We start from the raw sequence: 15,645 nt of genomic DNA, 5'->3' as shown, positions 1-15,645 counted from the left end.
TAGGCTGGCATTTTTGGTTAAAAGAGCGAGACTGTAATCAGAATAAGTTTTCTAGTACGTTATTTTCTTGTTTCTCTTCTTGTGCCTCGTTACCAACGTTGTTGTTAAATGTTGGTAAGCTCAGGTCACGCTGTGCTGGCACATGGTCTTTTCTGAATATTTCAAAAATCGCATTAGATTGCCCCGGTAGCGCACGTTCACCTGTATTTGGATCAATTCTCACTGTAACCAAAGAAGACGGTTTCGTCACGAAATCAGGCGGCGTACCTTCTAGTGCTTCGCGCATGTAATCAATCCAAGGCGGTAATGAGACAGAGCCACCCCATTCACCACGTCCTAGAGGCGATGAGTTATCAAAACCGCTCCAAACCGACGTGACTAGATTGCCATTAAAGCCCGAGAACCAAGCATCACGACCATCGTTTGTGGTACCTGTTTTGCCTGCGAGATCATCACGTTGGAGTACTCGTGCGCGTCGACCGGTACCGTATTTAATAACATCTCGCATCATATCGTAAGTGATGTAGTTCACTTCTGGATCAAGCACTTGTGGTGCTATTGGCAAGCTACGAATACCTTCTGTTGTATTAAATAAGCCCATTTGTTGTTCGCCATCGTTGGTTTTTTCCAATGGAGTGCAGGTTAAGCAAACGGTAACAGGATTGGCTTGGAATAAGGTTTCATTGTTCCTATCTATGACTTTGTCTATCAGATACGGTTGTACTTGATAGCCGCCATTAGAGAAAACGGCATAGCCAGTTGCAATTTGCAGTGGCGATAAGTTTGCACTGCCTAAAGATAAAGATAAATTATGTGGTAACTCGTTTGGATCAAACCCAAAACGACGTAAGAAATCTAGTGTTGGTCTAATACCCATCTCGTCGAGCAAGCGAACGGAGACGATATTCTGCGAGCGATAGAGTGCTTGACGTAAACGGGTTGGGCCATAAAATTTTCCGCCATCGTTGGTTGGTCGCCAAGCAGACGCTAGGTTGGAGTCGTTAAAGACAACGGGAGCATCATTGATAATACTTGCCGCAGTGTAGCCTCGGTCTAGTGCGCTTGCGTAGATAAAGGGTTTAAAGTTCGACCCTGGTTGACGCTTAGACTGCGTGACGCGGTTGAATTTGTTTTCGTAGAAGTTAAAACCGCCCACCAACGCTTGAATTGCGCCATCTTTACTATTTAGCGAAATGAGCGCGCTTTGCACTTCAGGTTTTTGCGCGAGTAGCCATTTTTGCTGGTTGTCTGGGCGCAAGCGAACAATATCGCCAGGTACCAAAACATCCGAAACGGTGGAAGGTGAAGCGCCTTGGGAGTCCTCATTAATATAAGGTCTTGCCCATTTGACAGCATCCCATGGCAAGGTGGCACGCTCGCCATTCGCCAAACGCACATCAGCGGTGGTTTCTGTCGTTGAGATAACCAACGCTGTTTGCCAATTTTTGAAACGCTCTACGTCTTGTAGAGCTTTTTCTTGTTCTTCTAATGGTGCGTCAATCAAGTCAACACGAGTCTCAATAGAACCTCGGTAACCATGACGCATGTCGTAATCTAAAACGCCATTGAAAACCGCTTCGTTCGCGGCTTTTTGGCGTTTTGAGTCAATCGTCGTATAAACAGTCATACCTGTACTGTAAAGGTCGTCTCCGAACGTTCCGTAAAGTTCGGAGCGAACCATTTCTGCGATGTAGCCAGCTTCGATATCTGGCATAACGCCGTGGTTCTTAGCTGTAATTGGTGCTTCAACGGCATTTTGGTAGGCGTCTTTATTTATCATGCCGAGTGACAACATTCGTTGCAGAATCCAGTTACGACGAATCAGCGCACGAGAAGGGTTTACGACAGGGTTAAAACGTGAAGGCGCTTTTGGCAAGCCCGCAATCATGGCCAGTTGCGCAAGATCTAGTTCACTTAAGTTTTTGCCGTAATAAACCTGAGCTGCAGCTTCGAAACCATAGGCGCGATTACCCAGGTAGATTTTGTTAACGTACAACTCAAGAATCTCGTGTTTGGATAACTCTCGTTCCATTTTGAGTGCGATAAAGATTTCGGTAAATTTACGGGTGTAGGTTTGTTCAAATGAAAGGAAGTAGTTACGCGCTACCTGCATGGTGATGGTACTACCACCACCTTGTTTTTGACCTGTCGTGATGAGCTGAACAACGGCTCGACCTAAACCAAGAATGTCGACGCCTGGATGGTGATAAAAATTAGTGTCTTCCGCCGCCAAAATGGCATGTTCTAGATTTTCTGGGATCTCTGCATAATCGATAGGGGAACGGCGCTGCTCTCCAAACTCACCAATTAATTTATTGTCGGCGGTATAAATGCGCAGTGGGATTCTTAGCTCGATGTCTTTTAATTCGGCGACGGAAGGAATGCGGTCTTTTACGTTGTAGTAAATCGCGTAGGTAATTCCAATCGCGCAAAGCGTTCCAAATAGACCGAGGAAGAAAAGTATTTTGAGTGTTTTAGCCATATAAGTTCGATTAATGCAGTATGAGAAAATGGCATTATACCTAAGATGATCACAGAATAGGCGGTTAACTTTGCATCAAATCGTGTTATCTTGGTAAATATTTGGCACGGAAGCCAAACTGAAAACAATACTCTGTTGCTTACTATTTCAAGGATGAATGATGAAGCTCATGTCTGACTATTCTGTGGCGGTTTATTCGGCTCAAGAATGCACCTTATATAACTCTAATAAAGCCGCCAGCTTGGTGGACTTTTCTCTCTCAAGTAATACTTCACAGCCCGATTCTCAGCAATTAAGCACCATTCAACAAGGTCTGGTAGTCGATCAAAATCTTAAACTCTCTCGAATCATTATATTGGTTCCCGATGCTTGGTTATCTGTATCGCTGCATAGGGTTGATCATTTCATTCCTTCATCATTACGGCCTTTGGCAGCCTTGAGCTATGCCGTAGAAACGACATTTTCGCCACCTGATGCCTTGATGTTGAGCTATCAATATGAGGAATTGTCAACGCCTCAGTCTGAGTTGACGGTGTTTGCTTGCTCAAATGAATGGGGGGAGCAGCTGTGTTTGCCGTTTCAGTCGATTGCCAAGTTCTGTTTATTAATGCCGTTAAGTCAATGGGCCGCAATGCCGTTGCGTACTCGTTCTTGGGCTTCTTGTTCACGGCGAGCTTTGTCTGTGTTTCATCCTGAAAAAGAAAAACGCATAAAAGCTCGACGGCTTTGTTGGTATTTAATTGTGTGTAGTTTGTTGGTTCACTGTTTTGCTTCTATCCACTTTATTTCCTTGCATCAGCAGTCGGCGCAGGCGCATATCGAGCATCAACAAATACAAGCAACACAATCCGCATGGTCATCAACGCAAAACACCAATGAGTTTTCTGAATCTGTGTTGGGCTTGGTTCAGGCTTTGCCGATGTCTGCTCGACTCACATATTTTGAAAGTGAAGGTGAGCGAGCTTTTCTTCAAATAACATTATTGGAAGAAGATCTTAGCCTTTTGCTAATGGAGTGGCGTAAACATAACCCAGACTGGCGCTGGGAAATCGAGCAACAGCCACATTCTCTTTTTTCGCCAATGAGCCAAAAGGAGGTGGTGGATGTTTCTATCGAAGTTTTTAAAAGCTAATGCTGTGTCATTCATAAATATCAATGCTTCAGTGGTATTTCTTTTGATTCTTTTGCAAATTGCTATCTGGTATCCGTTTTTATCTCAAGCTCAAGATGAGTTAAATCGACAGGCGCGATTAAAGAATCATGCAGAGAACGATTGGAAAAAAGTTCAGCAACAAGCCAATCTATTACGCGACATTAGATCGCTTGACGAATCATGGTTACAACACAGAGTTGAAGACACCAAAAACGGTGTTCCAACGCAATGGTCTATCGAAGGTGTTGCACCACTGATGGAGTGGCAGACCGTACTTGAGAAGATCGAAGAGCGGTTTGCTTTAGGTTTGCTTTCTGTGTCTTGGCAAAGAAAGGCCGATGGCCAGTGGCAAGGGCGTTTGTTGTTTACTGTTCACCCCCCTAAGGCCAATCGCGAATACCATAATTGGTTGCCGACTAAGCTATACATGAATCGCTTTGTGCCAAATCATTGGCAGTTATTATCGACCATGAGGATGGGGGAAAACACATCGGCGCTAGTAGTCTATAAAGATACTCGGCATTGGATTCGAGAAGGCAGTTGGTTGCCCGATGCGGGCGTCTCTGTCGATGAAGTGTCTTTTAATCGCGTTATTCTGATGGCAAAAGATGGCTCTAAACAGGCTGTGGTGGTACGCAGACAAGGTAGTGATAATGAATAAGTTGCTGCTTCAATGTCTATTTATGTTTTCTCTTATTTTTCCTCGTATAGCATTAGCGATGGATGTGTATTTTGAGTCGCGCTCATTACAAGAAGTATTGCCTTGGTTGGCATCACAAATGAATGAAAGTGTGGTGATCAGCCCTGAAATTGACGATGTTTTAACGCTTTCTATCAGAGATGCGAGCTGGAAAGACGTGATGGAAGCGGTAGCTCAACAACCACATCTTCAGCTAGAGTGGCAAGGGCGAGTTGCGGTTCTTATGCCAGCGAAAGAATCAACAAGCGAGAATATTGAAAGTGCATCTTCTGTTTGTCAGCGATCTTATTGGGTATTGAGGCATGCCAAAGCAAAAGACGTTGGCGTGCATTTACGCACCTTGCACCCATCTATGTCTTTAGTTGTTGATGATCGGACGAATTCGATCATTGCCAACTTTTGTGGTTCTTCCGACAGTATTCAAGAAACACTCGCTTGGCTAGACACGCCATTAAGGCAAATTGAGATCAGCGCACAAATTGCTCAGGTAACTCGAAGCGCCCAGTCACAGTTCGGTGTGAACTGGCAAACGACTTTGTCGGATGGCGTTCGGTCATCGATTGGAGGTGCAATTGATTTAGGTGCGCTGACGCCAACGGCAAATCTGGATTTTTCAAACATCGGCGGTTCCGGCTTATTGGCATTTACCTTAGATATGATGGAAAGCGAAGGCCTGGCTGATGTGGTTTCAAAACCCAAAATTGTCACTTCGGAAGGTCAGCCGGCTCGAATTGAGTCGGGAACCGAGGTGCCTTATCAAACCGTTAATGATGACAAAGTCAGCATTGAATTTCGCCAAGCAGCACTTATGTTGGAGGTTACACCCTTTGTGAAAGAGGGTGAACATATTTTGTTGTCGCTGAATATACATCAGGATTCAGTCGGGGAGCTCATTAATGGTATTCCAAGCCTAAATACGAATCGACTAAAAACACAAGTCGTGGTGAAAAACCAAGAAACGCTTGTTTTAGGTGGGATTTTTCGGGAGGAGAGCTTTGAATCTGAGAGTCGAGTTCCTTTCTTTAGCGACATTCCTTGGCTGGGAGAGTTGTTTAAAAGACGTTCAGAACAGCAAGAAAAGGTTGAATTACTTGTATTTATTACTCCAAAGCTGCTACAAATGTCAGTTAACTAGGCCGCAGTCTAAATCTGCTTAATTCCGACGTAATTGAATACAATGATAAAAGCCCCCAATATTATTTTAGTAGGCCCGATGGGCGCAGGAAAAACGACGATAGGCCGTTTGATTTCTCAATCGATGGGCAAAGAATTTTATGATCTCGATAAAGTCATAGAAGACAATGCCGGCGCCGACATTCCTTGGATTTTTGAACGGGAAGGCGAAGATGGTTTTCGTAAGCGTGAAACTCAAGCATTGGCCTCTATAGCTGAATCGGACACCGGCGATTGCGTTTTAGCGACCGGTGGCGGTATCGTGATGCGTGAAGAAAACAGAGACATTCTTCGAGAAAATGCGCTAGTGGTATATTTGTACGCTTCCGTTGCCCAGCAATTATATCGCACCTCAAAAAGTACTCATCGTCCTCTTTTGCAAACGGGTGATCCGAGAGCAACGTTAAAAAAACTATTTGAAGTGCGTGACCCTCTATACAGAGAAGTAGCGACTTTAGTTATTGAAACGGATTCTCGTCATCCTCGTTCTGTTGCTAATAAGGTGCTAGACGCAATCAAGCGCCATCTTAAAATGGAGATAACCGTATCCTAATGCGCACGTTAACCGTTGACCTTGGCGATCGTAGCTACCCTATTTTTATTGGTAGTGGCATTCGCCAGCAGAAAGCTCTTTTTGATGATGCCATTCATGGCAAGCAAGTCATGATAGTAACCAATGAGACCATTGCGCCTTTGTATCTAGAGTCTATGGTGTCAATGTTATCGGTGGACTATAAAGTCGACACCTGTGTTTTACCTGATGGTGAAGTTTATAAGACGCTAGAAACCTATGGCATGATTATGTCAGCTTTATTAGAAGCAAAGCATAATCGAACCACGACTGTTATTGCCTTAGGTGGCGGAGTGGTGGGTGATATGGCAGGGTTTGCAGCGGCGACTTATCAGCGTGGTGTGCCTTTTATTCAAGTGCCAACGACTTTGCTCTCTCAAGTAGATTCTTCTGTCGGTGGAAAAACCGGCGTGAATCATCCGCTTGGGAAAAACATGATTGGTGCGTTTTATCAGCCTCAAGCTGTGATTATTGATACTGAAACCTTGCTGAGCTTACCTCAACGTGAATTATCAGCAGGCATGGCGGAAGTCATTAAATACGGTTTAATTTGCGATGTGCCATTTTTTGATTGGCTAGAGCAAGAAATGCCTCAGTTGATGGCATTAGACAACGACAAAATTAGCGATGCGATTTACCGGTCTTGTTTGGCGAAAGCCACTGTTGTAGCACAAGACGAGAGAGAAGGCGGAATTCGTGCTATTTTAAACCTAGGCCATACGTTTGGTCATGCGATTGAAACCGAAATGGGTTATGGCAATTGGTTGCACGGCGAGGCGGTTGCGGCAGGTAGTGTGTTAGCCGTTGATCTTTCTTGGCGTATGGGCAATTTAACAGAAGAAGATGTCAGTCGCTCTGTGGCACTTTTTCAAGCGGCAAATTTACCTGTTTTACCACCTGCCCAGATGACGCTTGAGTGTTTCATTGAGCGCATGGCGTTGGATAAAAAAGTACTCGATGGCAGTTTGCGTTTGGTGCTGCTTGGCGCATTGGGTGATGCGATTGTAACATCGGATTTTCCAATGGAAGACTTTAACTCTTGTCTTTTAGATGCGCTTGAAGCGAGTAAACAAACTAAGCTTGTTTAACATTGCTTACTCTTGTTAGTTATTTATTGTTGAAGGACGACTATGCCTAAGCCAGACTTTCAGTTTGATCTAGAGGATGCGCTTAATCAGCCCCCAAAAGCCACGCTGAGGGATCCTTTTGGCTCGAAAGACGCCTCGCTGTATTTTGCGTCTGAAGAAGGCAATCAGCAGCTGGCTTTGCTTGAGCATTTGAGTCGTTACAGTAGTTTGTTGTCTGTGGTTCAAGGGCCACAAGGCAGCGGCAAAAGTCGATTTTTGATGGAATTTGCTCGTCACCAAGATGACACGACAGTTGTTAGTCACGTCAAAGCGACTATGCTGATGACGGCAGGGCAGTTGCTGCAAGCCATGTATGCTGGTTTTGCTAGTCATTTCACACAGCCTCCAAATGAAACCACTTTTGGCCCTTTGCTTAAGTTTTCCCATGACTTAGATGAAAAAGGCCAAGCGGCTTTGGTGTTAATTGATAATGCTCAAGAGCTAAACACCGATGCGGTAAGTATGTTGCTAGACATGATGTCGCTGGCAACAGAAAATCAAACCGTTCCTCATATTGTCTTGTTCAGTGAATATTCCTTATCACGCAATCTTGATGCCTATCAGCGCTCTCGTTATGAGCAACTGAGTCATTCATTTACTTTAGCCCCTTACTCATTAGAGCAAACACGTGCTTACTTATTACATAGGGTACGTGCGGTTGGTGGCGGGATTAATTTGCCGTTTAATGACAAGCAAGTGAAACAGATTTATCAAGAGTCTGGTGGCTACCCAGGTCGAATTAATCAGCTTGCTCAGGCCATGATGGGCAATGGTAATAAACCTGCAAAATCTGCTATGCGTTTTAATCTGGCTGTGGGGTTTCCTTTAGCGCATATGGCGCTGCTTTCAGTGGTCATGCTCGGCATTTTAGTCGCCGTGTTATTTTCTGATAAATCAGAGACGCCAATAACTTCCTCGGCCGATAGAAGTAGTAATGTGATCCCTTTAAGCCCAAGGCAAGGGCAATCCTCTGCGGAAACGATTGCACGTATTGATGCAATGCAGCGTAAGATCGGCCAAGAAGGTGAAATTATACTGCCACCAATTCCTGCGGGGTCTTCTTCACTGCCTGCGATAAGCATGTCTAATGCTCCATCTGCAGAACAGCCTAATACGTCATCTATGATAACCCCAGCAATTTCTACTGCACCTATTCGTTCTGAGGCACCTTTAGCGCAAGCCGCTCCAACTGTCGATGCGCCAGCAGAAATGGTGCCGACTAGAAATGAACAAGCTAATCTAAAAGTCTCACAAGATCGCTTCGATAAAACGGAATGGTGGTTATCGCAAAACCCAAATCGTTACACCTTGCAGTTGTTAGGTACTCATAATAAGGGAACCGTACAGGATTTTATTCGTGATCAAGGTGGTGTGGATGCTTTTGGTTACTTTAAGTCGAAGCACAATGGCAAGGATTGGTTTGTCGTGGTTTATGGTTCTTATCGTAATCGTAGCGAAGCTATTGCTGCGGCAGAAACGCTTCCTAAAGATATCCGAGATCTTAATCCTTGGGCACGAAGCGCTCGTGGTATTCAGGATGATATTAAGAAAGCCCAGTGATTTCTGCTGAGATTTCGGCCTCGTCTTGGCTTCGCTCGGGACTTAGCGCAAAGATCTCATGCTGTTTTGCGTTTACTGTTTACGCTTTATATCTCCGATACCGAGTTTTCTGCTGATTCAAAGTGTATAAAACGTCGTCAAAGTCTCTTTTTGTGAGACTTTTGTATAGCAAACCTCTTAATTTAGTAAAAATCACTGTAATTCCCTGAAAAACATGAATGAACAGTGGAATTTTCTGTTTGGAAAAACTCCAGCCATAGATAATTCTCTAAGTCCTCGTTATTTGCCGCTAAAACCCCTGTAAAAACCGCCAAAATAACATAAAGCAGGCCTTGCCTCGTTTGAGTAGTGCTCTTCGTCAGGGTAGTATGATCGTCCATTTCGGTGGTATTTAGGGTAGATGATAGTCATTCTCGAAGCGGAGTTCCTTTACGCTTTCGCTTTTTAGCCCAGCCACCTGATAATCGAATTTATATCTAATTTTAATAATTTTACGTTTTAACTGTGGGAGTTGGTGTATGAATGCAGGCCTTTATCGTCCTGGCGAGTTCAAAGACAACTGTGGCTTTGGCTTAATTGCTCATATGGAAGGCAATACTAGCCATGAATTACTTAAGACAGCCATTGAGTCTTTGACATGTATGACACACCGTGGCGGCATCGCTGCTGATGGCAAAACTGGTGACGGCTGTGGTCTTCTTATCCAAAAGCCGGATCTATTTTTACGTGGTGAAGCACACGCTTTATTTAATCACACCTTGTCTGACCTTTACGGTATCGGCATGGTGTTTCTTGATCAAGATGACACGCTTGCCAGTGAGCAACGTGAAACTTTGACGAAAAAATTGACTGATGAAGGTTTGAATGTGGTTGGTTGGCGTGAAGTGCCAATTGATGCGTCTTGTCTTGGTGTTATCGCGATGGATTGCTTGCCTCGTATCGAGCAAGTATTTGTCGACAGCAACCGTATGGACGCTCGTACTTTCGCAACACGTTTGTTTGTCGCTCGCCGCCAAACTGAAATCGCACTAGCGCAATACGAAAATTTCTACATCTGTTCTTTGTCTGACAAAGTGTTGGCATACAAAGGTTTGATGATGCCAGTGGATTTGCCTTTCTTTTATAAAGATTTGGGCAACGAAAAAATGCAAACAGCGATTTGTGTTTTCCATCAACGTTTCTCTACCAATACGCTTCCTAAGTGGCCATTGGCGCAACCGTTCCGCATGTTGGCGCACAACGGTGAGATCAATACCATCGAAGGTAACCGCAACTGGGCATTGGCTCGTAGCAGCAAGCTACGCACGCCGCTGATCCCTGAACTGCAAGATCTTCAACCTATTGTTAACTTGACGGGTTCTGATTCTTCTTCCATGGATAACATGTTGGAAGTCTTGGTAACCGGTGGCGTGGATATTTTCCGTGCTGCGCGTTTGATTATTCCACCAGCGTGGCAAAACGTTGAAAACATGGATCCAGAGTTGCGTGCTTTCTACCAGTACAACTCTATGCACATGGATCCTTGGGACGGCCCAGCTGGCTTGGTAATGACTGACGGTCGTCATGCTATTTGTATGCTTGACCGTAACGGTTTGCGTCCTGCTCGTTGGGTTATCACTAAGAACGGCTTTATTACGCTGGCTTCTGAAGTCGGTACTTACGGCTACAAGTCAGAAGATGTTGTGTCAAAAGGTCGTGTTGGCCCTGGCCAAATGTTGGTTATTGACACACAAAACGGCAAAGTACTACACACTGATGATATCGATAATCGTCTTAAATCCATGCACCCATACAAAAAATGGTTGAAGCAGGAAGCGATTCGTATTGAGTCATTGTTGGAAGAATCGTCTCTTGAATTCGAACCTTTCACTAAAGAAGAAATGCTGACGTATCAGAAGATGTTCCAAGTATCTTTTGAAGAGCGCGAACAAATTTTCCGTCCATTGGCTGAAAGTGGCCATGAAGCGGTTGGTTCTATGGGTGATGACACGCCGATGGCGGTTATGTCTAGTCAAACTCGTCCAGTGACAGATTATTTCCGTCAGAAGTTTGCGCAGGTAACCAACCCACCAATCGATCCACTACGTGAATCTGTGGTGATGTCGTTGGAAACCTGTATTGGTGTGGAGCGTAACTTATTTGAAGAAACGCCAAAGCACGCAAATCGCATCATCTTGTCATCGCCTGTACTGTCACCACGTAAATACAGTCGTTTATTAGCATTAGACGATCACCGTTTCCGTTTGGTGCGTTTGAATACCAATTACAATCCAGAAAACGTTTCTCTTGAGCAAGCGATTAAAGACTTGCAATTGAAAGCGGAAGAAGTTGTGCGTAATGGCGCGGTAATCGTGGTACTGACGGATCGTGATATCGCAAAAGGCCATTTGCCAATTCCTTCTCCTATGGCAGTCGGTGCTGTGCATCATCATTTGTCTAAGCAAGGTTTGCGTTGTGATTCCAACATCATCGCTGATACTGGTTTTGCACGTGACCCTCATCAATTTGCTGTGTTATTAGGCTTTGGCGCAACGGCTGTTTATCCGTATCTTTCTTATCGCTTAATCAATGACATGATAGATAAAGGCGAAGTATTGGGTGATCCAATTGCTTGTCACGTGAAATACCGTAAAGGTATTAACAAAGGCTTGATGAAGATAATCTCTAAAATGGGGATCTCGACGATTGCTTCTTACCGTGGTGCGCAGCTATTTGAAGCAGTTGGTTTGGACACGAAAGTGGTTGAACTATGTTTCAAAGGCGTTCCAAGCCGCATCAAAGGCGCACGTTTTGAAGATTTCCAAAAGGATCAAGAATCCATCGCGAGCAACGCGTGGAAATTGCGTAAGCCAATTCAGCAGGGTGGTTACCTAAAATACGTCCATGAAGCGGAATACCATGCCTTTAACCCAGACGTGGTTCGCAATTTGCAAACGGCAGTTGGTAGTGGGCGTTTTGAAGATTTCACCAAATACACAGAGCTAGTTAACAACCGCCCAGCGTCTATGTTGCGCGATTTGTTTACCTTGTCTGATAAAGCGAAAGCCATTGCTTTGGACAAAGTTGAATCCATTGAAGAGATTCTACCTCGCTTCGACTCGGCAGGTATGTCTTTGGGTGCCTTGTCACCAGAAGCACACGAAGCCCTAGCGCAAGCGATGAACGAATTAGGCTGTCGCTCTAACTCTGGTGAGGGTGGTGAAGATCCAGCTCGTCACGGTACTGAGCGTCGCTCTAAGATTAAGCAAATTGCTTCTGGCCGTTTTGGCGTTACACCAGAATATTTGGTCAACGCTGAAGTACTACAGATTAAAGTAGCACAAGGCGCAAAACCGGGTGAAGGCGGTCAGTTACCTGGCGGTAAAGTAAATGGCTTAATCGCTCGCCTACGCTATGCGGTTCCTGGTGTTACCTTGATTTCACCACCGCCACATCACGATATTTATTCTATCGAAGATTTGGCACAGCTGATTTTTGATTTGAAACAAGTGAATCCAGATGCGCTAATCTCTGTGAAACTGGTTTCTGAACCGGGTGTTGGTACGATTGCCGCTGGTGTAGCGAAAGCTTACGCGGATTTGATCACCATCTCTGGTTATGACGGTGGTACGGCAGCATCGCCAATTACGTCAATTCGCCATGCGGGATCGCCTTGGGAATTAGGTTTAGCAGAAGCGCAACAAGCACTTCGTTCTAACGATCTTCGTGGCAAAATTCGCTTGCAAACAGACGGTGGTTTAAAAACTGGTTTGGACGTAGTGAAAGCGGCGATTCTTGGTGCAGAAAGCTTTGGTTTTGGTACCACGCCAATGGTTGCCATGGGCTGTAAGTTCTTGCGTATATGTCATTTGAATAACTGTGCTACGGGTGTGGCGACTCAGGACCAAATGCTGCGTGATGAACACTTCATCGGCACAGTAGACATGATTAAAAACTTCTTCCGTTTTATGGCAGAAGATACACGTCAATGGCTAGCGAAGTTGGGCGTTGCTCGTTTACAAGATTTGATCGGTCGTACTGATCTGTTGGCCATCTTGCCGGGTGAAACTGATAAACAGCGTAATTTGGATTTGTCACCGATCTTGAAAAACGATGCAATCCCTGCTGATAAAGCACAATACTGTGAAACACCATTTAACCCACCACACGATAAAGGCCTATTAGCTTTGAAAATGTGGGACACAGTTAAAGACGTGATTGAAGAAAAAGAAGGCGGCGAATTTGCTTTTGACGTGACTAACTGTGACCGTTCTATCGGTGCGCGTTTGTCTGGTGAGATTGCGAAGCGTTACGGTAACCAAGGTATGTCTGATGTGCCATTAACATTGAAGTTGACTGGTACTGCTGGTCAAAGTTTCGGTGTATGGAACGCAGGTGGTTTAAACATGTACCTAGAAGGCGATGCTAACGATTACGTTGGTAAAGGCATGACAGGTGGCAAGTTGGTTATTCGTTCTCCTAAAGGGTCGATCTTCAAATCACAAGATTCTGCCATTATTGGTAACACCTGTTTGTATGGTGCTACTGGCGGTAAATTGTTCGCGGCAGGTACAGCGGGTGAGCGTTTTGCAGTACGTAACTCTGGAACGCATACGGTTATCGAAGGCGCAGGCGATCACTGCTGTGAATACATGACTGGCGGTATGGTAACTGTGCTTGGTAATACAGGTTACAACTTTGGTGCGGGTATGACAGGCGGTTTCGCTTACGTACTCGATTTAGACCGTACCTTCGTGGATAAGTACAACCACGAATTGGTGGAAATTCACCGCATCGGTACGGAATTAACGGAAGAGTATCGTTCACACCTCCGCTCTGTGATCGAAGAATACGTCCGAGAAACTGACAGCGAATGGGGCCAAGAGATCTTAGAAAACTTCTACGACTACATTGGCAAGTTCTGGCTAGTGAAACCAAAAGCAGCAAGTTTAGGCGCGCTATTGGCTAACACTCGTCAACGTCCGGAATAAAACACGCTGTTATGGGGCTTGGTTTGATTGAGTTTAGATCAAGCCCTGTGAACGAATCAGTCTGACCCATTTGAGAGAAGCGCCGCTTGTTTACAGGCGGCCGAGGAGATAGCAGCTTATGTCTGAGCGCTTGAATAACGCATTTCAATTCGTCGAAGTGGATCGAAAGGATCCTAAGAAAAAGCCTTTAATTACACGTAAAGGGCAGTTCGTCGAAATTTATAAACCATTTGAAGAAGCCGGTGCGAAAGATCAAGCACACCGCTGTCTAGAATGTGGCAACCCTTATTGTGAGTGGAAATGCCCAGTACATAACTACATTCCAAACTGGCTTAAGCTAGTGAGCGAAGGTAGCATTTTGGAAGCGGCTGAGTTGAGCCACCAAACCAACTCTTTACCAGAAGTGTGTGGTCGTGTTTGCCCACAAGATCGTCTTTGTGAAGGTGCTTGTACCCTTGGTGAAGGTGGCTTTGGTGCGGTGACGATCGGTTCTGTTGAAAAATATATTACAGACACGGCGTTTGCTTTGGGCTGGCGTCCTGATATGTCTAACGTAGTACCGGTTAATAAAACAGTTGCTATCGTTGGTGCAGGTCCTGCTGGTCTTGCTTGTGCGGACATATTGGTGCGTAACGGCATCAAACCAGTCGTATTTGATAAGTACCCAGAAATTGGTGGCTTGCTGACGTTTGGTATTCCAGAATTCAAACTGGAAAAAAGCGTTATGACACGCCGTCGTGAAATTTTTGAAGAAATGGGCGTTGAGTTTGTACTTGGAACGTCTGTTGGTGACGATGTGCCATTTGAACATGTATTGGAAGAGTACGATGCCGTGTTTTTAGGCATGGGTACTTATAAATACATGAAAGGCGGTTTCCCAGGTGAAGACTTACCAGGCGTTCATGATGCCTTGGATTACCTGATTTCTAACGTCAATCATTGCCTAGACTTCGAAGAAGACGAAGCTGATTACGTGAATCTAAAAGGCAAGCAAGTCGTTGTCTTGGGTGGTGGTGATACGGCAATGGACTGTAACCGTACGGCGATTCGTCAAGGTGCGAAAAGCGTGACGTGTGCCTACCGTCGTGACCAAGAAAACATGCCCGGCTCTCGTAAAGAAGTGCAGAATGCCAAAGAAGAGGGCGTACAGTTCCTTTTCAACCGTCAACCAGTGGAAATCATTGGTAACGGAAAAGTGGAAGGCGTTAAAGTAGTGGAAACACAGCTTGGCGAGCCCGATGAAAATGGCCGCCGTAGCCCTGAAATCATCGAAGGTAGTGAGCAAATTATACCTGCTGATACCGTATTGATTGCCTTTGGTTTCCAAGCTAGCCCAGCGCCTTGGTTTGAAAAATTCGGTATCGAAACAGACGCTCGTGGACGTGTTATTGCGCCTAAGAAAGGTAAGTACATGTTCCAGACAACCAACGAGAAAATCTTTGCTGGTGGCGACATGGTGCGTGGTTCTGACCTAGTGGTAACAGCTATTGATGAAGGTCGTAAGGCAGCTGAAGGGATTATGGATTTCCTAGACGTCTAAGCACCGCTACTACGCTCGAAAGCTTGTACAGCTTTAAGTTAAAACGCCAATCAGAGTAATCTGATTGGCGTTTTTGTTTTGGTAATTTTTCAGTCAAAACGATCTAAATCCCGTTCAGCGTCGTATGAACACTATTAACTCACAACAACAGGCTAATTATGTTTTCTTTTCTTAAGTCCGACCCGATTAAAAAGCTCGATAAAGAATATGGCGAGTTACTAGAAAAAGCCATGCAAGCCCAACGCGGCGGCGACATCAGACTCTATTCAGAATTGACTGAAAAAGCCGAAGTGGTGAAAGCCAAAATAGATGAAGCTAGGTCTGCATAAATAGATTCAATAAAAAAACGCAGTGCCATTTTAATGGCAC

At 44.9% G+C, this 15,645-nt stretch carries 10 protein-coding genes; 9 read left to right on the top strand and 1 reads right to left on the bottom strand.

What is annotated here, in order from left to right; genetic code table 11:
- Positions 1-37 precede the first annotated feature (37 nt).
- On the bottom strand, positions 38-2,482 hold the full coding sequence (locus CYL31_RS19570) for a penicillin-binding protein 1A (RefSeq protein WP_212916812.1): 2,445 nt from the start codon (positions 2,480-2,482) through the stop codon (positions 38-40).
- A 169-nt stretch (positions 2,483-2,651) separates the two neighbouring features.
- Here CYL31_RS19570 and CYL31_RS19565 point away from each other — a divergent pair, with 169 nt between their 5' ends.
- The 9 genes from CYL31_RS19565 (at position 2,652) to CYL31_RS19525 (ending at position 15,605) form a co-directional block, all read left to right on the top strand.
- On the top strand, positions 2,652-3,614 hold the full coding sequence (locus CYL31_RS19565; RefSeq protein ID WP_212916811.1) for a hypothetical protein: 963 nt from the start codon (positions 2,652-2,654) through the stop codon (positions 3,612-3,614).
- Positions 3,586-4,296 (top strand): hypothetical protein, encoded by a 711-nt coding sequence (locus CYL31_RS19560; RefSeq protein ID WP_212916810.1) that lies wholly within the window; start codon positions 3,586-3,588, stop codon positions 4,294-4,296. Before CYL31_RS19565 ends, CYL31_RS19560 begins: the two co-directional genes overlap by 29 nt.
- Positions 4,289-5,470 (top strand): secretin GspD/PilQ domain-containing protein, encoded by a 1,182-nt coding sequence (locus tag CYL31_RS19555; protein WP_212916809.1) that lies wholly within the window; start codon positions 4,289-4,291, stop codon positions 5,468-5,470. The genes CYL31_RS19560 and CYL31_RS19555 overlap by 8 nt, the downstream gene beginning before the upstream one ends.
- 42 nt (positions 5,471-5,512) lie before the next feature.
- Positions 5,513-6,061, top strand: a complete 549-nt coding sequence (locus CYL31_RS19550; protein ID WP_072840823.1) for a shikimate kinase — start codon at positions 5,513-5,515, stop codon at positions 6,059-6,061.
- Positions 6,061-7,167: a 3-dehydroquinate synthase gene (gene aroB / locus CYL31_RS19545; protein ID WP_212916808.1), complete on the top strand. Its 1,107-nt coding sequence runs from the start codon at positions 6,061-6,063 to the stop codon at positions 7,165-7,167. The genes CYL31_RS19550 and aroB overlap by 1 nt, the downstream gene beginning before the upstream one ends.
- Positions 7,168-7,209: 42 nt before the next feature.
- A complete protein-coding gene (locus CYL31_RS19540) occupies positions 7,210-8,766 on the top strand; it encodes an SPOR domain-containing protein (RefSeq protein ID WP_212916807.1) in 1,557 nt (518 codons plus the stop codon).
- 518 nt (positions 8,767-9,284) lie between these two features.
- A complete protein-coding gene (gene gltB, locus CYL31_RS19535) occupies positions 9,285-13,736 on the top strand; it encodes a glutamate synthase large subunit (RefSeq protein WP_212916806.1) in 4,452 nt (1,483 codons plus the stop codon).
- Positions 13,737-13,854: 118 nt separating this feature from the next.
- Positions 13,855-15,276 (top strand): glutamate synthase small subunit GltD family protein, encoded by a 1,422-nt coding sequence (locus CYL31_RS19530; protein WP_212916805.1) that lies wholly within the window; start codon positions 13,855-13,857, stop codon positions 15,274-15,276.
- A gap of 158 nt (positions 15,277-15,434) precedes the next feature.
- A complete protein-coding gene (locus tag CYL31_RS19525; RefSeq protein ID WP_212916804.1) occupies positions 15,435-15,605 on the top strand; it encodes a DUF6435 family protein in 171 nt (56 codons plus the stop codon).
- The last annotated feature ends 40 nt before the right edge of the window (positions 15,606-15,645 follow it).

Origin of the sequence: Marinomonas sp. A3A (assembly GCF_018336955.1) — a bacterium.
GTDB lineage: Bacteria > Pseudomonadota > Gammaproteobacteria > Pseudomonadales > Marinomonadaceae > Marinomonas > Marinomonas lutimaris.
This window is presented reverse-complemented; position numbering and strand designations above follow the sequence as displayed.